Below are 21,729 nucleotides of genomic sequence, written 5' to 3'. Positions count from 1 at the left end.
GGGCTTTTTTTTATTGACGGAAATCGCTTCACCTCATACAATAGGGAAGAATAAAGGAGTGGTGATAAGAATGAAAAAAGGACAAGAATTTGCCTTAACCATAGAAAATGTGGATTTTCCCAATAAGGGAATTGCCTATGCAGAAGATAAAAAGATTATTGTGAAGAACACCTTACCTGGACAAAAGGTTCATGTTCGAATTGTAAAGAAGAAGGGCAGTAAGATTGTGGGACGTGTCCTTGAGACTTTGGAGGAAGCACCGGATCAAATTCCATCGCAGTGCGTGCACTTCCCAGATTGCGGAGGCTGCGCATATCAGCACTATCCTTACGACAAGCAGCTGCAACTAAAAGAAAAGCAACTGCTGAAAATTTTGAAAGCGGCAGGCGTTGAAGACGATACCTTCGAAGGTGTGCATCCGAGTCCAAAACAAACGGCTTATCGGAATAAAATGGAATTTACCTTCGGCGATCAAGAGAAGGATGGTCCCCTCACTATTGGGATGCATGAGCGGGGACGGTTTTATGAAATTGTGCCGGTTACAGATTGCCAGATCGTTGATGAAGATTACCGCATGATTCTTTCTGCTACCCAGGATTTTTTCAGAAAGAATGGGACACCGTTTTATCACAGAAGAAGTCATCAAGGAATTCTTAGGTATTTGGTGGTACGCCGAGCGGAGTTTACAAAGGAGATCTTGGTAAACCTCGTTACAAGCACACAGGGCGAAGTTGACACAGAAGGGTACCTTGAGTTAATGAAGAGCCTTCCGCTTGAACAGACCCTTGTAGGAGTCCTTCACACGGAGAATGACACGCTGGGTGATGTAGTTATACCGGAGAAGGTGAATCTGCTTTATGGAAGAGACTACTTGGTGGAGAAGCTTCTGGGTTTAACCTTTCAAATCGGGGCGTTTTCATTCTTTCAAACGAATTCAGCAGGAGCCGAGGTTCTCTATAACACGGTTCGCGAGTATGTAGGTGATGTTGACGATCAAATCGTATTTGATCTTTTTTCTGGAACAGGTACCATTGGTCAATTGATGGCCAGCACGGCCAAGGAAGTCTATGGAATTGAGTTGGTGGAGGAAGCGGTAGAAGCAGCCAAGATCAACGCAGAGAAGAATAGCCTGACGAATTGTCATTTTGTTGCCGGTGATGTATTTGAAAAAGTCGACGAATTGTCGGACCAGGGAATTACACCAGATGTCATTATTCTTGACCCGCCGCGCATGGGTGTCTTGGAAAAAACATTGGAAAAGATTATTGCTTTCAATTCCCCCAGAATTGTCTATGTTTCTTGTAAGGCAAGCTCTCTTGTTGAAAACCTGAAGCAGTTACAGGCAGCGGGTTATGTGATTGAGAAGACAACCGCAGTTGATATGTTTGCTGCAACCCCGCACGTCGAAACGATCGTTAGTTTATCTAAGAATTAAAAATGATTTAGCAATTGTAAATAGTCATTTTCCGGATTTTTTTATGGATAGACTTAAAAATAAATAGCAATAAAATAGTATGCATTGAAAAAAGATGAAGGTTGCACTTCATCTTTTTTGTATATAAGGATTTATTAGAGTGGAATCTGTATTTATGAGGGATAATCGCCAAGTGAAATCTCCTTGTTTTGATTGTTAAATGAGGGTCCCACAAAGGCTAATTGAGAATGGAATAATGAGTAAAGATCAGCAGCATGTTGATCCGGATAACTTCCGGGTAAGCGATGCGCTGATCTTTTTTGTTGTCTGAATAGCTGTATATCAGCAGTGTGGACGCAGGATGCGATTTGAGCCCGTTGAGTATCTTCTGTGACATAACCACATATTGACAACTAGAACGCGTGTACGGGCCATATATGGCTTCAAGGAGCTTTGTTTTATACATACATGCAATTAGGGGGAGGGGGGGCAAATCTCTAGAGACGGTCGAAGGGGGACCGTTAGGTGGCCCTGCATTCATGCTCCCGCAAATTACGATAGGGGGGGTATAAAAATGTTTTGTCAAAGAGCGAATCAATATATTAACGAGCTGGAACAACTACCCCGCGGAAGTTTTTTGATCTTGTGATCCGATCTTGCCTCGCTCGCGGGTTATATGCATAGTCTTGCAGAATTGCTTACCTGTTTTGGATGTTGTAAAGATTAGAAGTGAAATGCCCTATTATCAAGAAAAGAACAAGTGAAATTATTTTGTTTAACTTATTATTGAAAAATAGACAATATATTGAAAGAAGCGTATTATTAGAATGAATAGTTGCGTCAGCGATTATAAAGTACAATCGAAGTGTTTAGCTATCAAGGGAAGCATTAATTCGATTTTATAAGATCTTAGGAGTATTTGGTCTCTATAACTCTATCCAACTTGGAAATTTTTAGAATTTTGCGAATGGGTCAGGGAACAATAGTATTATGTAGGAGGACACATTGAATATTTCATCATTAAAGCCAAACTCGCGGTGGAGTGAATACGATTCGTGTTCGGGACGTGCGCGGGATAGTGTTATATATCATTGAAGGGCATCATAGGATTCCTATTTCTGAGTTAAAAGAAGAGGATAAAACAAGAGTTGAAGAGATAGTGTTGCTATGTGCGAATTGCCATAGGATGATGCATCGAAATCTTCGAATATCTATAGAAGTGTTGGCTAGTGTTATTGCCGATAGTTAACGACATAGCGAGATACTATAAATAGGAGGACGTAGAGGATTATGGAATGGATTTTTGACGGTATTGGAACTGCAATAATGACTCTTTTTATAGGCGCAATAGTTGGAGGAACGATGGGATATAGAATAGGTATTAAAAGTCGTTCGAAACAAGTACAAAATGCTGAGAAATATGCTAATCAGAGCCAAACTATAGAGATTGGAAGTGGAAAAGCTGTTGTTGACTCAGGAAGAATTAGTTCGAGTATTAAGCAAGTTCAAAAAGCTGGGGAGCATGCTTCTCAAGTGCAAGTTGGGAGGGTTGATGATGGCAAGTGAAAAGCAAGTCCAAAAAGCTGGTGAAAACTCGCAACAGATTCAAGCGCAATCCATCATCATCCATAATGGTATAGAAGAAAAACGGGCGCGAGAAATATTCATGGAGATGTTCGCTGTTGCTAAGAAAGATTTGACTAATGAGGCCTTTAGCCTAGCAACACAAAGGGTAACGAACTTTGAAAATGATCTGATTCCAAAAATGGGAAAAGTTCATGGCGCAATGAATGCATTTGCTGATCCTGATTTTCAATTTCTATTAACAAGTGCGCATAAGACCGCTGCTACAACTGATAGGGAGGCAGATTATTCATTATTGTCGGAGCTCTTATTAAGAAGAATACAGAAGGGGGATAATAGAAAAACTCGTGTAGGAATTCGTAAGGCAGTTGAAATAGTGGACGAGATCTCGGATGACGCTTTATTAGGATTGACTGTAGCATTTGCTGTACAATTTTATCAACCTATTACTGGAAGTATTACGGACGGGCTCGATGTTCTTGATGGATTATTCAAGAAAATATGCTATGACAGGTTGCCGGAAAATAGAGAGTGGCTTGACCACTTAGACATATTGGATGCCGTTCGGCCATCTACATTTGTTTCTATAAAAAAGTATGAAGATTTCTATAGTGAGAAGTTGTCTGGTTTTTGTGCAGTTGGAATCAAAAAAAATTCGGATGATTATACGAAAGTTATTGAAATGATTAAAGAGGTTGCATTGCCAGAGAATATTCTTTGCAATCATGAGTTGAATGAAGAATATGTGAGGCTCGAAGTTGCAAGTGAAAAAAGCATTGATAGCCTTGCGTGGACTCATTTTTGTAACTTAGAGGGAAAAAAGATACCAATAAAAGCTGAGCTTTCAGATAATCAAAAGCAGCAATTGCATCGGATTTATAAAATGTATGAGAATAATGGAACATTAAAGGCTGACATTAAGAAAAGATTTTGTGATGAGTTGGTAAAACGCCCTTACTTGAATATCGTAAGAGAATGGTGGAACAAGATTCCAAGTTCATTTACGATAACGGCGGTCGGAAAAGTTTTAGCGCATGCTAATGCAAAAAGAAATGATGAAACTCTTCCTGACTTAGATTGAGGCAATGGTGGAAATCTTTAATGCAGCAAAGAATACCATAATTATTGATACTGGATTAGAACAAATGTGGGAGAGATACAGAAATTTCACGAATTTACTTGTCTGAGGAGAGATGAAAATATGGCTATTTTTGCATCTGAATATTTGAGTGTAGAGGATGAATTTGTAGACAAAGGCGTTTTTGATTCAATTATTGATACGGACAGTAACTTTTTTATTAATTTAATGAGGTTAAAAGAAACACAAGTTCCTGAATTCAAAAATTCATATGCGTCTATAAATAACCTTTTTAGTAGTATTGCAACTCTATTGGAAACTTCAGATAAAAAGGGTGATAAGTTTTATAAAGCTGCATTCAGACTTTTTGATTTTTCGGAAGTAAATGGTATAAATCTTGGGTACTCAGAATCAAAGTATGGATCAGGATTTGGAAAAAAACTTAGGAATCAGGTTATGAATGATGCGTTTGATATTATCAAAAAGGGTTCAAAGCAACCGGAAATATTTCAACTTATTGGGTTGTTTGAAGAGAATATTGGTCCCGATAGACTAAGTGATATGGTGGCGACTATCATTCTTCCAGACATAGTTCAATTTACTAAACGAATTAACCAAGAATTGAATATTGACCCCAACTCATATCCAGAGCTCCAATTTAGAGATGAGATAGTTATTAATCCTTACAAAGATTGTGAAATATTACTTTTGCCAGTTGATATACTTCAAGAATTACCGATTGCAAAATGTTGGGAAGATATTGGTCGAGTGATTAGTGAAAACGAGAGTATACGTCGAGAAGTTAATGCGGCAGTTGGCGAAGAGTGGCATAAATGGGCTTCGGGTCAGAAGAAAAACTATTTAAAAGAACAGGTGTTTAAAGACCCAGAGAGGTGCACTCGTGTTATTGAAGCATATCGCAATCTGACAGCACCACCTGTGAAGTTAAGCAATGATTTGGATTATTTTGTTGAAATGCTGTTTAAGCAAATGAAAAAGACTGGCATCTCATTTTATGTCGAAGAAATAGAGACTAAAACTTCTATTCAAGCAGCAGAGGATGTGCTTATTATTTTCAAAGATTGGATTGAAAATAATAAGGGCTGGGAGACGATTCTTGAGACAGAATCGTCTAAACGAGAAAGAGTTGTCCAGCGTTTATTACACCTCAGTGCAAAGCATTATATTCGATCAAACAATTTGGATATAAGTTTTGAACCCGATGCCGGAAGAGGCCCAGCGGATTTCAAGGTAAGTCGAGGCGGTGATATTACTGTTGGTGAAATAAAATTGTCTTCAAGTGGGCGGTATTTACATGGATATACCGTGCAGCTTGAACAGTATGCGGCTGCAGAAGGAACGAAACAAAAAATGTTCGTGTTTGTAGATATTGGAAACTCTGGACGGCTGAAGAAAATTATTGCTGAGCACGAAAAACGTTCAGAAATTGATGATAATGTACCTATGCTTGTTATCATTGATTCAAAATCTAAAGCTGCAGCAAGCAGCTATAATTAATTTTAAACAATTAGAGAAGATTGGTTAGGATTGACTGAGAAAATAACTAAACGTAATAAATTCGGTTTATCAGAATAGTTGGAAGAATTAAGTGAAATCAAACTAATTGGAGGAATAAATGATAGTACTTGATCTAGACCTTGACTTTTTCGTATCAGGTATAGTTGATAATGCTGCTGATTTCAGAGTGTCAGAAGGGAAAATTTATTCTTGGGACATAGACAGATTTTGCGATTTTCTTGAATCGAAGTGTAAATTATCTAAAAATAGTCGTGCTAAAGGTTGTATGGTAAAAAAACATCATGGTTGTTATTTAGCATGGAGAGAACTTGTTCAAAAAGCAGATCTTAAAATTCCGTTTGATGTGATACACGTCGATGCACATTCCGATTTTGGGTTGGGAAGTTCTTCATGGACTGAGGTAGTATTTGATTTATTGCATAGAGAAGTTAGAGATCGAGCCTACCCGTCAAAATTAAACGAGGGAAATTACCTTACATATGCTATTGCTAATAGATGGATTAAGGAAATAAGTTTTGTTCAGCATCCTAATTGGGAAATGGATTATATGCAAATATACATGAAAGACTTCAATGATTTTTCGGGGTATATCGAATTAAAGGGGTATGAGAAACAATCAGTTCTTGATTATCCGAGCTTATTCAAAATTAAACCAAAAGTAGTTGAAACGGCTGTGAAATTGAATGAATTAACTGAGAAGGAGTTTCGCCTTGAAACGAAGCCGGATTATGTATTTATTTCTCAATCTCCATCATACACACCACAATCGGCAGATCGGTTGCTAGATGTATTCAAGGAGTATATTGAAGAAATTGTATTTGATGGAGATGTTTTAAAAATATGAAACATGATTTATCTAGTGTTTAAGTGAACAACGACAATTGAGGGGTAGGCGAAATAATGCATATTTCAAAATTAACAATCAAGAATTATAGGAATTTTGGTGCTAAAGAGTTTGAAATACCTTTAAGACCAGCAACTTTAATTATTGGAGAAAATAATATAGGGAAATCAAATCTGATTGAGGCAATTGGATTGGTTATAAGTCAAGATATAACGATGTTTAAAAAGCGTACACTTGATATTGAAGATATTAACTTTAAAACAAAGCTTGATTTCAAAAAGAATATTAGTGCTTTGACAAAAGGAATAGAAGATTTCAGTGGCGTTGCCTTTCCTGAGGTGAAGGTTGAAATAGTATTGGAGAATATGAGTGAAGAGCAACTGGCTGCGGTTGGTGATTGGTTTTTTGAAAAGTCTTTAACAAAAGTGAAAATCACATATTTGTTTAGACCTAGATCAAGATTTGATAAAGCTAAATGGATTAATGAACAAATTGGATCATTAGAGAAATTAAAAGAAAAATTCAAAGATGGAGAATATAAGCCACATGATTATGTTGATTTTCCAATTGAACAGTACGAATACATAATTTTTGGTGGAGATAATGAAAGTAACAAATGTGACCAATATTACTTAAGAATGCTCAAATACGAAGTCCTTGATGCGCTACGCGATGCCAAAAAGCAACTAGTCGCAAATAGTGATTATAAGTTGTTATACAGGATATTGACGCAAAATTACGAAAATGATTTCTCGGATATTAAAAGCACACTAGAAACACTTAATTCAAATATCCAGGAAAATGATAAATTAATGAAAATTAGTAATGACATAACCGAATATTTGAAAAAGGTTTTACTATCAGGACCAGAATCTGATGATGTGATTAATTTCAGTTTTTCAGCACCAGAAGTGAATGAGGTACTAAAGAAGTTGAGTTTGGTTTATGGGCGTGATCCTATTTCTATAGAGAGAAATGGATTAGGGAAGAATAATTTATTATATATATCAATTGTTTTGTCGCATCTGACTTCGAAGATGGACGATAAGAATGAATTGATTTTTAGAGTTATTGGAATTGAAGAGCCAGAAGCACATTTGCACCCTCACTTGCAAAAACATTTGTCGAATTCAATAAAGGAAATTGGAAAAATACAAGATGATGATGGCGAGAGTGAAGTTAAAACGCAGTTGCTTATGACTTCACATTCTACACATATAGCAACTTCTGTTAATATTGAGGATATCGTAATACTGTATAGGGATAATTCTGCTCTGGAGTATCATTATATTACCACTGGATTTGGCGAAAAGGTGAAAGACCTGAAACATTTAATGTACTTGAAGAAATACCTGGATGCGACTAATTCGTGCATGTTCTATGCTAGAAGAATTATTCTTGTTGAAGGGATATCGGAGCAGATTCTCGTACCAGCACTGTTCAACATGCACACAGGAAAAACTCTTGAAAGCATGGGGATTAGTATAATCAACGTTAATGGGGTTGCTTTCAAACATTTCTTGGAGGTTGTTAAAAACGGATATTTCATAAAGTGTGGCGTAATTACTGATAAGGATGCTGGCAAAATAACCGAGAACAGAGCACCGAAATTGAGAGAAGAATATGATGACTGCAAGGTGATTAAAGTTGAATTCAACGATAATACATTTGAAAAGGCAATATTAGAAGCAAATAAGACTGAGAAAGAGAGAACTGTTCTTTTAGATACTTATAAGTTGGTACGACCAAATTTAGCGAAATTAAAGACAAAAGGATGGACTAAAGAAATTATAATTGATGATTATTTTGCTGACATTGAAGAGCATAAGTCAGACTTTGCATTTTATTTAGAAGAGCAGTTAGTGAATGAGGGGAAGAGTATTAAGATTCCTGAATATATTAAGAGTATATTCAATTTCGTTAAGGAGTAGTCTATGAGGAGAGGGAACAAAGGGACATTACTTGTTGCAGCAGCAGGTTCTGGGAAAACAACTGAGATTATTCGACAAGTTCGTAAAAAATCGAAAACCTTATCGCCTTATAAAGTACTAGCAGTTATTACATATACTAATGCAGCGACAAACGAAATTAGAGACAGACTAGAACGTCATATGGATATTTCAAATAATATTTTCATTGGCACAATACATAGTTTCTTAATGCAATACTTAATAATGCCATATGCGACAGCAACAGAGGAGATCGAATCCGAAGCTAAAATTGTAAATTATGAAATCATGAATTTGCCAAAGGATAGAGTTCAAAGAAAAATACGGGAAAATCAAGTGAAGTATTCTCTATCTAAAAAAGGCGTCTTAGATTATGACTACATAATAATTTTATCCAAAAAATTATTGAAGAATAAAGTAGTCAAAGAGCGGTTTTCACAAAGAATTGAGAGTGTTTTTGTAGATGAATTTCAAGATGCAATAAAGGCGCAATTTGATATTTTTGATACACTCAGGGTTGCTGGAAGAACTGATGTGGTTTTGGTAGGTGATCCGGAACAAAGTATTATGAGCTTTATGAACAGAAAGAAGAATAAGAATGGTATATCTAAAGCTCCAATTATTTCGATTCAAAAGAAAACCACATATAAAATTGATAAATTAGAAATGAATTACCGATCAAGTCAGAAAATTGTAGATTTCATAAATCAATTTCATTCATTTATTCAACAGAAAAAAGCGAATGAAAAAATCACTACTGACAATGCTGTTCTTTTTATAAATAAAATAGAGAAAGATCAGTTAATAAGCAAATTTAACGATTTGTGTATTGATGAAAAATACTGTTCAAAAAAACCTAAAAGTAAAATGTTCGTTGCATATGAAAACAAAATGTACAGCGGTTACTGTTCGAATACAAAAGGCAAACTTGGTAAGAATACATCGGCTATAGAATTTGTATTAGATATGCTCTCACAAATTTTAAACAGACATAAGTATGAGTTAGCTGACACGTTATGCTATAAAGATCTAGAGTTAAGGCGAAAATGTCTAGAAATATTTAAAGACGTAAAAGCCAAACCACGATTGAAGGCTGATGATCTTGTGAAAAGGATAGAGTTTGAGTTCAATATAAGTTTGGATAATTTTAAATTGGACAAAGATGCGAAGCCAAAATATAGGAGTATATTGGAGACCTTTATTAAGGACGCGATGGTGTTCCCTGGATATCAAACGACTGAAAGAGTTTATGGTCTCGGAAGTTGTGAAGAGACGTATCTAACCATTCATAAAGCAAAAGGTTTGCAAGCGGATGCCGTTTTAGTACTTTCTAAAAATGAAAAGGAGCTATTAAAATGGTTAGAAACTGACAACGAAAAGCGAATAGTTGCAGAAGATGTTTGTAGGCTAGGTTATGTAGCATTTAGCAGGGCAAAGTATTTCCTATGCATCGGTTGTATAAGCGAAATCAGTGATTATACTAAATCAAAATTGTCAAAGTTAGGAGTTGTAATCGCTTAATTCAGAGTGTGATTGGAGGAGTTATGATTAGAATAAGTAAAGGAACTGATCTATTAATACTTGATTATTATTCTGACAATCAGATGGCTTGGGTGGCACATAGACTGAAGGAAGAAGATGAAGTAATTCTAAGACGATGTTTCCACCTTACATTGAAAAATATTATTTTAGAGGATGAGGATGAAGACGAGGATGTTTACACTCAAATTAGTGAGTTAGATTCACTTGAATTTATCATTGGTGAGATGGAGAACGACTATTATGTTATTGAACCCGAAATTCTAGGCATATCACAAAGAGTAAAAATACATAAGAATTGTAGAATTAATACGAAGTGTTTCATTGCATATAGAGATATTTCTATATTTCGTAAAATATCAGAAGTTATTGCAAGTGATATAATTATTGGTCCTAATAAGGATGAAATACCAGGTGAAGTATTCAATCAATTAATTAAGAATTTTCCAAACTCTACTGAATTAACAAAGTATGCACGGTTGAGAATCGAACATATTTTAGAGGAGTTTGTCGATGCATCTTCTGATTATATTGCACAATATAACGATTATATGAATCGTAAGGTATCGGCAAGGAATCATCCTTTCGAACTAGATTATTTAAATAAGTATGAGCTACATAAATATGAAGAGATCTTATTCTATCTAAAACACATGCTTAGTAATGAAAGTAAGTACCTTGAAGCGGATTGGCAGAAACAGATTATGAAAATTGTACTTCTTTTATATCCAAAATACTTGTATGCCTTTGATAATGTAACAATAAAGGATGTGGATACAGGTACTACAAAGTATTTAGATTTTATGCTTATTGATTTCAATGGACATATTGATATTATCGAAATAAAAAGACCAAGTGATTATGGAGTAATATCAGTAAAACAATATCGAAATAACCATATCCCATTAAAGCAGCTATCAGGCTCAGTTATGCAACTCGAAAAGTACATATACTATTTGAATCGCTGGAGTGTTGCAGGAGAAAAAAAACTCACTGCTACATATTCGAAGAATCTACCAGATGGATTTAAGATTAAAATTGTTAATCCGAAAGGCTTGATAGTTTTAGGTATGGATGAGAACTTCACTGATAAGCAAAGAACTGATATGGAAATTATCAAGAGAAAATATAAGAGTGTTATCGATATCGTTACATATGATGATCTAATAAGGAGACTGGAGTCAATTATAGAACGATTTAGAAAGGCGTAATGAAGTCATAATAGTTGTTTCAGCCTTCTTTGTAACTTGGACTATTTCAAGTGATAGGAGGAATTATGGAAAAACTCAAAGTGTTTTTTGGGTTACTTACTAAAGTGGACTTTTGGGAAAGATTTAAGGCGTTTTATTGGATTAAGAAACTTACCGTTACATTTTTGACTGCAATCATTTTTTTAATAGGATTGAGTTTATTCGAGTTTGATGTTAATGCTTCAAAATATGTACTTGAAATCAAGAATATTAGTTCTGTGAAAATAGTAGTTTTTTTGATATCTATGTCCATTAATATATTGTTGCTGATTAGGGGGGAATATGGATTTGAGATAAAAGCAGTGAGTATTGTTGAGGATGAACAAAGTGATGATCAGGTTAGAGTTTTCAAGGTTATTGTTGATAATGTTTCGTCTAGAAATATTTATTTGAAGGGCTTTGAATATAAATATCGTTATTATTCAGGAATGTGTTGTTCGATTGGTGAGTATCGAGAAATTGAGTATAAAAACGAATATATGATAGACTTCAAAATTGATATGTCGGACAAATCAAAAAAGAGTGGGCTTGAAATTTTTCATAATCCAATGAAGGTTTTTCGAAAAACAAACGAAAGAGTTAATTCATTTGATTTTACTTTGATTCTTAAATATTCAATGGAAAACTTGGATTATCATCCTTATAGTGATTGGAATATATTTTATGAAATTTCACTAATTGATTTGAATGATAAGAAGTACAAATTAATTCCACCTTCTACTTGGTTCACTAAATTCAACTCAAAAGAGAATAAAATGCATGTTAAGTTACGTGAGAAGTATTTGAATTCAGATTGTTCTGTTTTCGAGCATTATGACTTCTATTGTGATTATAGGGAAGGTAATAATTGGTTGCAGTTTTATTTCAATAAGATTAGTCGGAAAGCACCAATGAAGACAAGGAAGCTGCTAAATCAGTCAATGTCTTGGTTTGAGCAGTCTATAAAAAAACTTCTCAAGCCGTTTCCAAATTTATATACAAAGGTAAAAAATTTTAAGCATATTATGTTTGGGAAATAAAACAATCATTAATCAGCGTAAGAAGAATTTTTGCGGGATGAAACGAGGTTCTAGCACTAATTGATAGGATCGGAAAGTGTTGTTTCTCTTTCGTGATTTTCTATTGGGTTATGCCGTGCATATACTAACAGACATTGAGAATAATAAGAAGATATGGATGCCCTACTATGAAGAAAACAAAGAGCTGCTGCAGCAAGGCGTTGCCAGTCAATATCACTTTGAATCTGCAGATACTGACCTGGGACAATTTCAGATAACGAATACTTCGGGTGTGGAATCTTGTAAAGTAGAAGAAAAATAAGATCGGATTAGAAACCGAGAAGTACTGTATAATGCAGTAAATGGAGCGCGTTCGAGGGTATCATTTTGCCTACGAATTGCCAACCAAGTACGAATTATAATAAGTTGTTGGAAAATATTGTCAGTCAAATTGGGTTTTGTTAATTCGTCTATAAGCCTGTAATTGCAACGATTGTAGGGCTTGTGAGTCAGATGGAGTGAAAGAAAATCGAAGGGAAAAAATAATTTGATTATACCAGACTATAATTTGGCGTTACAATTTCAGTTTATCAAGACCCTTTATCAAAAAAACTTTAAGAAATAATAGGAGCTTTTCGATGTTCTATAGTACAAAAAACATTAATAACATTAGTAGCTTATTTGATGATGTAGGGTTGAATGTAAGTGCATGCAGCTCAAGTACGGCGTTAATAAAGATAAACCTTGCGAGAATACCTGTAAAGAACCATCCAAGATCAAGTGTTAAGTTAATTAAAGAAGTTGTTTTATATTTGAAGGCTCAAGGTGTAAGTTGTACTTTGGCTGAAGCTGCTGACGGTTACTTACGAGATAATCTTGAAAAAGTTGGGTTGTCTGAATTCATTGATGATAATGAAGTTGGTATTATTGACCTCGATTTAGAGGAGGTAGTTGAAATAGTAGTTGGTGATGAGATACATTACTATCCAAAATGCTTATGTGATTATGATCTGAGAATAGCCATACCAGCTACTAGTAAAAGACCAAACTGCATATTCTCGAATAATGTAAAGTTATTCGTTGGAATTGTACCTAGAAAGTATTATCAAATGGGTGAACCAGTTAGGCATCGAATTAAAATACATCTCGATTTACACAAATCATTATCTAACATTTATAAAGGGTTGATGGAATATGCACCATTTCATTATTATATAAATGGTGGGTTGGCAATGAAGGAAGGTTATGGAGAATTCCAGTTACCAATAATTTATATAGGAAATAATGCAGTTGAACTAGATAAACATGTTTTATTAGAACATTTTAATATTGAAATTCCTGAATATCTACTCAAGATAAGTCATGATTAAATGGTTATAAAATGAAACAGTCATTAATGTCAGTTGTACAGTTGCAGCAGGCTTTTTTATTCTAATTTACAGGAGAGTTTACTATTTTATCTTAATTGTAAAATGAAATTGAATATTTATAAGGAGTTGTCCAAATTATATTCCAGTGAAAAAAGGACAAATCCGGACAAATCAAATACGAACATTTGTCGAATATGGTAAAAATTGGCGTTTTGTGGAATATGAAAACCGCATGGTTGAGCCATTTGAATTATTTGCATTTCCTGATGTTGTAAACCCCCCATGTGGAGACTATTGTGAAGCTTAAACGAGCATTATAAGAATCGTAGCAAGTGGAATTTTGATTTCCACTTACAAAGTTTAATAGTATGCATAAAAAACATTTATTCAAAAAAAACGAGTTATCCATTTTACAGGATAACTCGTCTAAATAAACGATAACTTTAATTCATTCATGGCTGCTTTGAATTTACATAAAAAATATAACAGTCTCCTAATTAGCATCTTACTTTTCATTTGAGGCCATATATCGATGGAGTAGATTGATCAATTGAAGGGTAGATTCATCATCAAAGCTTGAAGAACTGATTAATTGTCTTGGTACATCTGCAGAATCTTTTTTTAATGAATGCCCGTTTTCAGTTAAAGTAATATATACATTTCTTTCATCATCACTTCTACGTTCTCTTATTAACAATCCTTTCGCTTCTAATTTTTTTAAAAGGGGTGTTAGCGTACCTGAATCAAGGTGTAATCTTTCACCAAGTGATTTTATCGTGACATTATCCTTCTCCCATAAAGCTAATAGAGTAATATAGCCGGTATAAGTTAGACCTAATGGATCAAGTAATGGTTTGTATTTTTTTATTATTTCTCTTGATGATACATAAAGTGCAAAGCACAATTGATTATCTAGCTTTAAGATATCGTCATCGGATATCTGATTAAGTTTGGACTTGTTATTTTCCATATAGGGCTCCTTTCTAAATGTTTAATTCGTTGAATATAATGTAATTGTATAAAAGTGAAAGAGCGTTGTCAATCGAGCAATTAAATTAAATGCAATTTAATTGCGTAAAATCATTGACTGTTACATGTTGGTGTGTTAGCATTGAATTAATCAATTGAACGCAATTCAATTTGATTCAATATAAATACCTAGATGAATAAATCGGAGGAGAAAGTCATGAATATATATAACTACAGTGTGCAAAAAGGTACAGGAGAGAATGTTTCACTTGAAGAATACAAAGGTAAAGTCTTATTAATCATGAATTCTGCAACTCAATGTGGGTTTACCCCTCAATATGACGAAATTCAAAATCTGTATGAAAAATATGGAGATCAAGGGTTTGAAGTTTTAGATTTTCCATGTAATCAGTTTGGAAATCAAGCACCTGGAACGCACGAAGAAATTCAATCATTTTGTAGTATGCGTTTTAATATTACGTTTCCAATGTTCAAAAAAATTGATGTGAATGGCGAAAGTCAAGAACCATTATTTGCTTTTTTAAAATCGCAGAAGGGTTTTGAAGGTTTTCATGCTGAACATCCAATAACGCCAAAATTGGTTGAACTATTTGAAAAAGTCAATCCGAATTACAAAGAAGATGATGATATCAAATGGAATTTTACCAAGTTTTTAATTGATCGAGAAGGCAATGTTGTCAATCGATTTGAACCAACTGAAGATTCAACTGTCCTAGAAGAGAGCATTAAAAAGCATTTAAATAATGCTGCATAAAGGATAAAAACAAAACATGAATGACTAACATAAAATCGGAAGAAAAAAACGATAAATAAAAGGGAGAAAATATGATGAATAAAACGATTGAAATTATTAAAGATCACCGTTCAATTCGAGACTATAAGTCCGACAAAATAGAAGACTCAATGATAAATGAAATTATTGTGGCTGCACAATCAATGCCAAATTCAATCAATGGACAACAAACATCGATTATTGTAGTGCAAGATGTAGAAACGAAAGCAGCGATTGCACAATACGCTGGTGGACAAACTTGGATTGAACAGGCACCGCTATTTTTACTCTTTGTAACCGATTTTTATAAAACCAATCTTGCAGCAAAAAAGAATGGGTTAACTCAGCTGATTCATGAAAGTGTAGAAAGTACAGTTGTGGGTGCAGTTGATGTTGGATTAAATATGGGCGCTGCTATAATTGCTGCTGAATCATTAGGTTTAGGTATTGTACCCATTGGCGGCATAAGGAATAGTCCTCAGGAAATAATTGATCTGTTAAACCTTCCTAAAATGACTTTTCCAGTTGCAGGTTTGGCAATTGGTTATCCAAATGGCGAATCAAAAAAGAAGCCTAGATTACCAATAAATACATTTAGACACGACGAAAAGTATCAAACAGAAGACCTTGAAAAAGAAATCGATAATTATGATTTGCTTATGGAAGATTATTATAAAGAGATCAATAGACCTCAATCAATCAACTGGAGTAAAAGTACGAGTAGCACTTATAAGCAAGTGTATTTTCCAAAAGTACATCCGGTAATGGATAAACAAGGATTCAATAATAATAAATAGACAAATTGATTGAGCTATTGGGGATCACTGAGAAGTGGTCCCTTAATCGTGTTTACATGTACAATTGAAGATTGTAGTGGTATTGGTGACTTTGAATCGCTATTTATCTAGGGAATTATTTTGCTTCTTTCATTTGAGTGCAAATTCTTATGTGATACAATATCTGTAAATCTAGTAGGAAGTAGCACTACAGGGGAAAGGAAAAGGTGTGAGAATAAAGATATGGCAAATATGATTGATTATATCAATTGGCGGGGCGATTTAGATTTTAAAGCTTCCCCATTTAATGAAGTTGATAGTTTGATTTTTACAGAATTATCATATATGGCATTTGGTGAACTGGAAGAAGAGGTAGAGAATAAAAGCATTGAGGCGATAGCGGAAATTTATCTTGTGTGTAATGGCCAAGAGAAGATTGGTGCCTTGCTTACAGGCCCTTTTAGTGAACTTTTAGATTCCATGGCCAAGAGTAAACGGTTTAGTCATTTAGTGGTCAGAAACTTTGTCGACATTGTTGATGATGAAATAGAAATGCAGTTTTCAGCCATGACATTTGAATTGGATGAGCATACGGCCTATATTGCTTTTAGAGGAACTGATGACACCTTAGTTGGTTGGAAAGAAGATTTCAAAATGACTTTTCTTGATGTTGTTCCAGCGCAGATTAAAGCTGTAGCCTATTTGGAAAACATGATGAAGAAATATGAATATAAGGAAATCTATATCGGTGGACATTCAAAAGGTGGGAATTTGGCTGTCTATGCAGCTGTTCATGCCAGTGGACTTATAAAAGAGAAAATTGTTAAGGTTTATAATAACGATGGTCCTGGGTTTAATCAACAATTAATAGAATCGGAGCAATATCTTGAAGTTGATTCCAAGATTGTTTCGCTTATTCCTCAATCATCTGTTGTGGGCATGCTTTTGGAACATAAGGGTAACTATGATGTGATTAAAAGCACACAAAAGGGACTCTTCCAACATGATGGTTTTAGTTGGGAAGTTATGGGTGCTTCTTTTATTCATCTCCTTGATGTAGATGATGAGAGCAGGATGATCGACATGACCCTAAAGAATACGCTGAATGCCATGACGCGAGAACAGCGAGAAGAATTTACCAATGTATTTTTTGAGGTGCTATCGGCTACGAGTAACCGAACCCTTGCAGAGATTCAAAAGGATGGAATTAAAAGCATCATATCCATGAGAAAAAGTTATAATGGTTTGGATAAGCTTACGAAAAAGGCGGTTTTTGATATTATGACCGTTTTGTTTTCAGAAGGAATGCATAGTTTTAGAGAAGTGAAAAATGTAGATCAATGGCAAAACAATTTACAAAAATGGCGTCTTGATATGAGGAAAAACGTGAAAGACAATAAAATAATGAAAAATATGCAGAAAGCCCGCCAGAAGCGGATTTAGTGCATGGTGGTCTATTTCCAACAGTTTCAAATAACTGGATACTGCGGTATAATAAAAGCATAAATTCGAGTATAGGAGGATCTGGGCATGGTTGTTGAAAAAAGCAAAAAAGTGTCACCGTCCATTGATGCATGGCTAAAGGAAGCAAAGGCTGACCCGATGGCAGTAGAAAATGGGATGTTCCTGGTTCACAACGGAGTTGTCAGAAAAACACCGAAAGCAAAAGTACGACAAGGCATTGATGATGGCCTTGATGTGACGGGCATGGAGTTTTCCTATAACGAGGGGCAAGTGGACCAAGCTGTTGAGGAAACACGAAACATGGCGGGCATCTTCTATGTGAAAGTGTGGCTGAACGAAGGGCATCTCAATGTAGGGGATGACATTATGTATGTACTAATCGGTGGAGATATTCGACCACGCGTGATTGACGCCTTGCAGTTTTTGGTTGGCAAGATCAAAAATGAATGCGTTGTAGAAATCGAGCAAAAGTAGAATGAATTTAGCTTGGCGATAGGCGGATGTAAAACCATTTTATAAAATATAGACAAAAGGGCTGTATCAAAACGGAGTTATTCTTTGTTTTGATACAGCTATTTTTTCATATTCATTCATTGATGCGATTCTATAGTGGAAGTTTTTATTTGGCCAACTTTTTAGAGTAAGAGCAGGGGATTTGCTTGATTAATCTTTGGTTTTTTTGGTTTCTTGAGGATTGAAATTATATCTTCTGATTAAAGCGAAGGCCAATAATTGCAACGTATTGGGAAGAAATGATTAAATTGGGCCTGTCAATGATAGATTCCATTGACATCTGTTCCTAATTGTTATAGAATCGCTATAAATTTATAGTAAAATTTTGTAATAACGCAGTGACGGTTTTGTAAGAGGCATGTATAAATAAACGTATTTTCGTAAAAAGTTTCATAAATCTAGAGACATATAAAGGGAGATGCATGATGAAGAAAAATGGGGTTAAGATTTTGAGCTTGTTGATGGTTGCGGTGTTCTTGTTTGCAGGATGCTCGAATGCAGGTAATGATGCAGAAGCAGCTGCTAACGAGGGGGAAGCAAGCGCTACTTATCCAGAAAAAGAAGTCACAATGATTGTTCCTTGGGGTGCTGGCGGTATTACTGATACGGTTGCGCGAACATTCTCAACTGCTTTTGAAGAAGCATTGGGTCAATCGGTGACGGTTGTTAATATGTCTGGTGCATCAGGTGCCATTGGTACAGAGAGTGCATATGCAGAAGCTGCTGATGGATATACCGTCTTGTTTTCCGCAGAAACACCAGGTGTCTTTAATGTAATGGGAACGAGCGAGCTTAATTTTTCGAGTTTTGAACCGATCATGATGATGGTACAAGACACGAAATTGGTTGTTGTTCCAACCGATTCACCATATGAAACATTTGAGCAGTTGGTTGCTGATATGAAAGCGAAGCCAGGTCAGATTAAACTGTCTTATTCAAGCCCTGGTGCTAGTGGACATCTTCAAGGATTGACACTGAATTTAGCTGATATTGATGTAAATATGACGCCTTACGGCGGTGGAAGCGATGCAATGATTGCTTGTCTCTCTGGCGAAGTCGATTTTACATTTGGCAATTACGGCACGGTAAAAGATTATCTTGAATCTGGAGAATTGAGAGCGCTTGCTACGTTTACGGAGGGGCAGGTAGAATTTTTGCCGGATGTACCGCCTATGACTCTTGCGCTTCCTGAATTGAATAGCATATTCCCGCTTTACTTCCCTAACTGCTTGATGGTGAAAGAAGGAACGCCGGATGAAGTGAAAATGGTGATTAGAGAAGCTGCTGAAAAAGCGATTGTCAGTGAGACTTGGACTACGTTTATAGAAAACAGAAATTATCAGACGTTGCATGATATGTCTAATGAGGAAATTAAAGCATATTGGGACAAATACACGTCCGTAACATCTTGGTTGCTTTATGATGCTGAAGCAGCAATCAATAATCCTGAGGACTATCAAATCGAACGATATACCAAGTAAGGCAGGCGATGTTTAAATGATTTCAAAGTTGAAAAACAGCAAAATTCAAGATGGGTTATTTTTGATCGTCCTTTCAGGGTTGATTATTAAAGAATCTTTTACCTATCATAAGTTTGGAACATGGGTATTGTCTCCGGCTTTAATTCCAATTGGAATTTCATGCGTCCTCGTCTTTTTAGCTTTGGCACTTATGATATCCACAATCACAGACGATGAGGAAGAAAGCACATTTACCTTGGCAGCACTAAAGAATCCAGCTTTGGTTTTAGTTCTAACGGTGCTTTATTTGATCCTGTTGCCAAATATTCATTTTCTGCTGGCAACGTGTGCTTATCTTGTACTGATGATGTTGATTCTTGGTGAGAGGAAGCCCGTGACGATTGGAATGATTTCAGTTGGCATACCCTTGCTTTTATATGGACTGTTTGATCTTTTATTGCATGTGAGATTACCTTAGAAATTCGCCCTATAAAAGTAACAATGCCTATACGCATATCATCAAGATGCTCCGTGTGGGAAGTTCATTCCTCACGGAGCTTTATCATCTGTGTAATTCTGAACCTGTAGGGGATGGATTCATCAAGAATTGCAAAGATCGGAATGATAGAAGAGAAACATAAAGGGAAGGAGAGCATGCTGAAAGCTAGGGGTTTGGCATGCGAAGAGTCGATGTTAGCAGATATGATATCAGTTATTGATTTACCATTTTTAGGTGTTATTTTTCTGGGTGCCGTATCCGGACTTTTTGTTGGGTCTATGCCCGGTTTGTCGGTCACCATGGCGACAGCTTTGCTTGTGAGCATTACATATACTTGGGATACAAACTTAGCAATGGGTTTGATTATGGGCGTGTATGTGGTCGGTGTCTATTCTGGGGCCATCACAGCGATCCTTATTAATATTCCAGGTGCACCATCATCCGTATCAACCACGTTGGACGGATATCCAATGGCGAAAAAGGGGAGGGCTTTGCTTGCCCTTCGAACAGCGACCATCTATTCCTTTATGGGTAGTGTGATTGGACTGATTGTACTGATGGTTAGTGCAGGGCCAGTGACAAAGCTGGCACTTCAATTTACAAGATTTGATTATTTTTTGTTGGCATTTTTTGGACTGACAACAATTGGCTCGCTTACATCTAAAAGTTATGTAAAGGGATTGATCAGTGCTGCCTTAGGAGTTTTTTTAAGTACCATAGGCATGGATTCCATGTTTGGAATTGGCCGATTTACCTTTGGAATTACCAATCTGCAAAGAGGGATTCCCATTGTAGCTGCCTTGATTGGTTTATTTGGTCTTTCTGAAATTTTGATTCAAGTATCCAAAAAGAAAACAGATGCAAAAAGTGTTGTGATCAAGGATGAAAAGGTTAGTACGCCTGAAATCCTGAAGCATTGGGTTTTAGGGATCTATTCCTCTGTTCTGGGTGCTTTGATTGGAGCGCTTCCAGGAGCTGGTGGACCTGTTGCTGCATTGATCGCATATGATCAAGCAAAAAAAATGACAAAGAACCCCGAGGTGCCATTTGGTCAAGGGGCCATAGAAGGGATTGTTGCAAGTGAGGCGGCCAACAATGGATGCATTGGCGGGGCCTTGATCCCCATGCTGACCTTAGCCGTTCCCGGAGATGCCGTTACTGCAGTTATTTTGTCGGCATTTTATATTCACGGATTAAGACCTGGCCCGCTTTTGTTTACACAGACCCCAGAAATGTTCTCTGTAATTCTGGCAGCCGGCTTTATCGCTTGTGTGATGATCCTTGTGCTTGGCTATACCGTGGCTCCATTGCTTTCTAAAATAGCGACAGTAAAGGAACGTCATCTTTTTCCGATTGTTTCTACGCTTTGTGTTGTGGGCGCCTTTGCAACGAGCAATAACTTCTTTGATGTTTGGCTAATGGTTGGATTCGGAATCCTTGGCTTTATTATGAGAAAAAGAGAGTATTCGGTTGCACCACTCGTGCTGGGCTTGGTTCTTGGCGGCTTGATGGATGATAACTTTAGAAGAACGATGTCCTTGCTACAATCGTCAAGTTCTCCACTTCAAGATTTATTCTTCAGTCCCATCAGCATGGTGTTGACACTTCTGATTTGTTTTTCAGTTTTGTCTAATTTCACATTCTTTAGAAATCTCTTTTCCAAAAAGAACAGCTAAAATCATGGTCGAAT

20 protein-coding genes are annotated in these 21,729 nt (G+C 35.9%); 19 read left to right on the top strand and 1 reads right to left on the bottom strand.

Translation table 11 applies throughout. The features are described from left to right. Nucleotides 1-70 precede the first annotated feature (70 nt). From rlmD to AC25CA_RS10505, 12 genes are all read left to right on the top strand, one after another. Complete coding sequence (gene rlmD, locus AC25CA_RS10560; RefSeq protein WP_486813786.1) at nt 71-1,435, top strand: 23S rRNA (uracil(1939)-C(5))-methyltransferase RlmD; 1,365 nt, start codon at nt 71-73, stop codon at nt 1,433-1,435. A 1,021-nt stretch (nt 1,436-2,456) separates the two neighbouring features. Further along, nucleotides 2,457-2,663, top strand: coding sequence for an HNH endonuclease (locus tag AC25CA_RS10555; protein WP_486813785.1), 207 nt, complete (start codon nt 2,457-2,459; stop codon nt 2,661-2,663). Between the two features lie 41 nt (nt 2,664-2,704). After that, nucleotides 2,705-2,980 carry a hypothetical protein gene (locus AC25CA_RS10550; protein WP_486813784.1) on the top strand — a complete coding sequence of 92 codons (276 nt, stop codon included), beginning with the start codon at nt 2,705-2,707 and terminating at the stop codon, nt 2,978-2,980. Then, the gene (locus AC25CA_RS10545) at nt 2,967-4,079 is read left to right on the top strand and encodes an LPO_1073/Vpar_1526 family protein (protein WP_486813783.1); all 1,113 of its coding nucleotides are present in this window, start codon (nt 2,967-2,969) and stop codon (nt 4,077-4,079) included. Before AC25CA_RS10550 ends, AC25CA_RS10545 begins: the two co-directional genes overlap by 14 nt. 120 nt (nt 4,080-4,199) lie before the next feature. Next, complete coding sequence (locus AC25CA_RS10540; protein ID WP_486813782.1) at nt 4,200-5,594, top strand: hypothetical protein; 1,395 nt, start codon at nt 4,200-4,202, stop codon at nt 5,592-5,594. A 118-nt stretch (nt 5,595-5,712) separates the two neighbouring features. Continuing rightward, nucleotides 5,713-6,459, top strand: a complete 747-nt coding sequence (locus AC25CA_RS10535; protein WP_486813781.1) for a hypothetical protein — start codon at nt 5,713-5,715, stop codon at nt 6,457-6,459. A gap of 56 nt (nt 6,460-6,515) precedes the next feature. Then, nucleotides 6,516-8,390: an ATP-dependent nuclease gene (locus AC25CA_RS10530; RefSeq protein WP_486813780.1), complete on the top strand. Its 1,875-nt coding sequence runs from the start codon at nt 6,516-6,518 to the stop codon at nt 8,388-8,390. A 3-nt stretch (nt 8,391-8,393) separates the two neighbouring features. Beyond that, nucleotides 8,394-9,929 carry a UvrD-helicase domain-containing protein gene (locus tag AC25CA_RS10525; RefSeq protein WP_486813779.1) on the top strand — a complete coding sequence of 512 codons (1,536 nt, stop codon included), beginning with the start codon at nt 8,394-8,396 and terminating at the stop codon, nt 9,927-9,929. Between the two features lie 23 nt (nt 9,930-9,952). Continuing rightward, nucleotides 9,953-11,158, top strand: a complete 1,206-nt coding sequence (locus AC25CA_RS10520; protein WP_486813778.1) for a Shedu immune nuclease family protein — start codon at nt 9,953-9,955, stop codon at nt 11,156-11,158. 65 nt (nt 11,159-11,223) lie between these two features. After that, nucleotides 11,224-12,216 (top strand): hypothetical protein, encoded by a 993-nt coding sequence (locus AC25CA_RS10515; protein ID WP_486813777.1) that lies wholly within the window; start codon nt 11,224-11,226, stop codon nt 12,214-12,216. Nucleotides 12,217-12,292: 76 nt separating this feature from the next. Further along, a complete protein-coding gene (locus AC25CA_RS10510; RefSeq protein ID WP_486813776.1) occupies nt 12,293-12,517 on the top strand; it encodes a hypothetical protein in 225 nt (74 codons plus the stop codon). A 316-nt stretch (nt 12,518-12,833) separates the two neighbouring features. Further along, nucleotides 12,834-13,565 carry a DUF362 domain-containing protein gene (locus AC25CA_RS10505; protein WP_486813775.1) on the top strand — a complete coding sequence of 244 codons (732 nt, stop codon included), beginning with the start codon at nt 12,834-12,836 and terminating at the stop codon, nt 13,563-13,565. A gap of 505 nt (nt 13,566-14,070) precedes the next feature. Here AC25CA_RS10505 and AC25CA_RS10500 read toward each other — a convergent pair. Then, complete coding sequence (locus tag AC25CA_RS10500) at nt 14,071-14,535, bottom strand: MarR family winged helix-turn-helix transcriptional regulator (RefSeq protein WP_486813774.1); 465 nt, start codon at nt 14,533-14,535, stop codon at nt 14,071-14,073. A 216-nt stretch (nt 14,536-14,751) separates the two neighbouring features. Here AC25CA_RS10500 and AC25CA_RS10495 point away from each other — a divergent pair, with 216 nt between their 5' ends. The 7 genes from AC25CA_RS10495 (at nt 14,752) to AC25CA_RS10465 (ending at nt 21,715) form a co-directional block, all read left to right on the top strand. Next, nucleotides 14,752-15,309, top strand: a complete 558-nt coding sequence (locus AC25CA_RS10495; RefSeq protein WP_486813773.1) for a glutathione peroxidase — start codon at nt 14,752-14,754, stop codon at nt 15,307-15,309. A 71-nt stretch (nt 15,310-15,380) separates the two neighbouring features. Beyond that, entirely contained in the window at nt 15,381-16,124 is a 744-nt protein-coding gene (locus tag AC25CA_RS10490) for an NADPH-dependent oxidoreductase (RefSeq protein ID WP_486813772.1), read from the top strand. 222 nt (nt 16,125-16,346) lie between these two features. Further along, nucleotides 16,347-17,546: a DUF2974 domain-containing protein gene (locus AC25CA_RS10485; RefSeq protein ID WP_486813771.1), complete on the top strand. Its 1,200-nt coding sequence runs from the start codon at nt 16,347-16,349 to the stop codon at nt 17,544-17,546. A gap of 87 nt (nt 17,547-17,633) precedes the next feature. After that, the gene (locus AC25CA_RS10480) at nt 17,634-18,041 is read left to right on the top strand and encodes a molybdenum cofactor biosynthesis protein MoaE (protein WP_486813770.1); all 408 of its coding nucleotides are present in this window, start codon (nt 17,634-17,636) and stop codon (nt 18,039-18,041) included. Between the two features lie 461 nt (nt 18,042-18,502). Then, nucleotides 18,503-19,561, top strand: a complete 1,059-nt coding sequence (locus AC25CA_RS10475) for a tripartite tricarboxylate transporter substrate binding protein (RefSeq protein WP_486813769.1) — start codon at nt 18,503-18,505, stop codon at nt 19,559-19,561. Nucleotides 19,562-19,577: 16 nt separating this feature from the next. Further along, on the top strand, nt 19,578-20,018 hold the full coding sequence (locus tag AC25CA_RS10470; protein ID WP_486813768.1) for a tripartite tricarboxylate transporter TctB family protein: 441 nt from the start codon (nt 19,578-19,580) through the stop codon (nt 20,016-20,018). A gap of 176 nt (nt 20,019-20,194) precedes the next feature. Next, nucleotides 20,195-21,715, top strand: a complete 1,521-nt coding sequence (locus tag AC25CA_RS10465; RefSeq protein ID WP_486813767.1) for a tripartite tricarboxylate transporter permease — start codon at nt 20,195-20,197, stop codon at nt 21,713-21,715. Nucleotides 21,716-21,729: the final 14 nt, after the last annotated feature.

This window comes from Gottschalkiaceae bacterium SANA, from assembly GCA_036323355.1.
Classification (GTDB): domain Bacteria; phylum Bacillota; class Clostridia; order Tissierellales; family GPF-1; genus GPF-1.
The sequence above is the reverse complement of the archived record's forward strand: the minus strand, read 5'-3'. Positions and strand labels throughout refer to the sequence as shown.

What these genes read in the sequence shown, in the direction of transcription:
- AC25CA_RS10525 (WP_486813779.1), top strand. Translation starts at nt 8,394, where the DNA reads ATGAGGAGAGGGAACAAAGGGACATTACTTGTTGCAGCAGCAGGTTCT.
- AC25CA_RS10470 (WP_486813768.1), top strand. Translation starts at nt 19,578, where the DNA reads ATGATTTCAAAGTTGAAAAACAGCAAAATTCAAGATGGGTTATTTTTG.
- AC25CA_RS10515 (WP_486813777.1), top strand. Translation starts at nt 11,224, where the DNA reads ATGGAAAAACTCAAAGTGTTTTTTGGGTTACTTACTAAAGTGGACTTT.
- AC25CA_RS10490 (WP_486813772.1), top strand. Translation starts at nt 15,381, where the DNA reads ATGATGAATAAAACGATTGAAATTATTAAAGATCACCGTTCAATTCGA.
- AC25CA_RS10480 (WP_486813770.1), top strand. Translation starts at nt 17,634, where the DNA reads ATGGTTGTTGAAAAAAGCAAAAAAGTGTCACCGTCCATTGATGCATGG.
- AC25CA_RS10530 (WP_486813780.1), top strand. Translation starts at nt 6,516, where the DNA reads ATGCATATTTCAAAATTAACAATCAAGAATTATAGGAATTTTGGTGCT.
- AC25CA_RS10520 (WP_486813778.1), top strand. Translation starts at nt 9,953, where the DNA reads ATGATTAGAATAAGTAAAGGAACTGATCTATTAATACTTGATTATTAT.
- AC25CA_RS10475 (WP_486813769.1), top strand. Translation starts at nt 18,503, where the DNA reads ATGATGAAGAAAAATGGGGTTAAGATTTTGAGCTTGTTGATGGTTGCG.
- AC25CA_RS10465 (WP_486813767.1), top strand. Translation starts at nt 20,195, where the DNA reads ATGCTGAAAGCTAGGGGTTTGGCATGCGAAGAGTCGATGTTAGCAGAT.
- AC25CA_RS10495 (WP_486813773.1), top strand. Translation starts at nt 14,752, where the DNA reads ATGAATATATATAACTACAGTGTGCAAAAAGGTACAGGAGAGAATGTT.
- AC25CA_RS10535 (WP_486813781.1), top strand. Translation starts at nt 5,713, where the DNA reads ATGATAGTACTTGATCTAGACCTTGACTTTTTCGTATCAGGTATAGTT.
- AC25CA_RS10485 (WP_486813771.1), top strand. Translation starts at nt 16,347, where the DNA reads ATGGCAAATATGATTGATTATATCAATTGGCGGGGCGATTTAGATTTT.
- AC25CA_RS10540 (WP_486813782.1), top strand. Translation starts at nt 4,200, where the DNA reads ATGGCTATTTTTGCATCTGAATATTTGAGTGTAGAGGATGAATTTGTA.
- rlmD (WP_486813786.1), top strand. Translation starts at nt 71, where the DNA reads ATGAAAAAAGGACAAGAATTTGCCTTAACCATAGAAAATGTGGATTTT.
- AC25CA_RS10550 (WP_486813784.1), top strand. Translation starts at nt 2,705, where the DNA reads ATGGAATGGATTTTTGACGGTATTGGAACTGCAATAATGACTCTTTTT.
- AC25CA_RS10505 (WP_486813775.1), top strand. Translation starts at nt 12,834, where the DNA reads ATGTTCTATAGTACAAAAAACATTAATAACATTAGTAGCTTATTTGAT.
- AC25CA_RS10545 (WP_486813783.1), top strand. Translation starts at nt 2,967, where the DNA reads ATGATGGCAAGTGAAAAGCAAGTCCAAAAAGCTGGTGAAAACTCGCAA.
- AC25CA_RS10500 (WP_486813774.1), bottom strand. Translation starts at nt 14,535, where the DNA reads ATGGAAAATAACAAGTCCAAACTTAATCAGATATCCGATGACGATATC.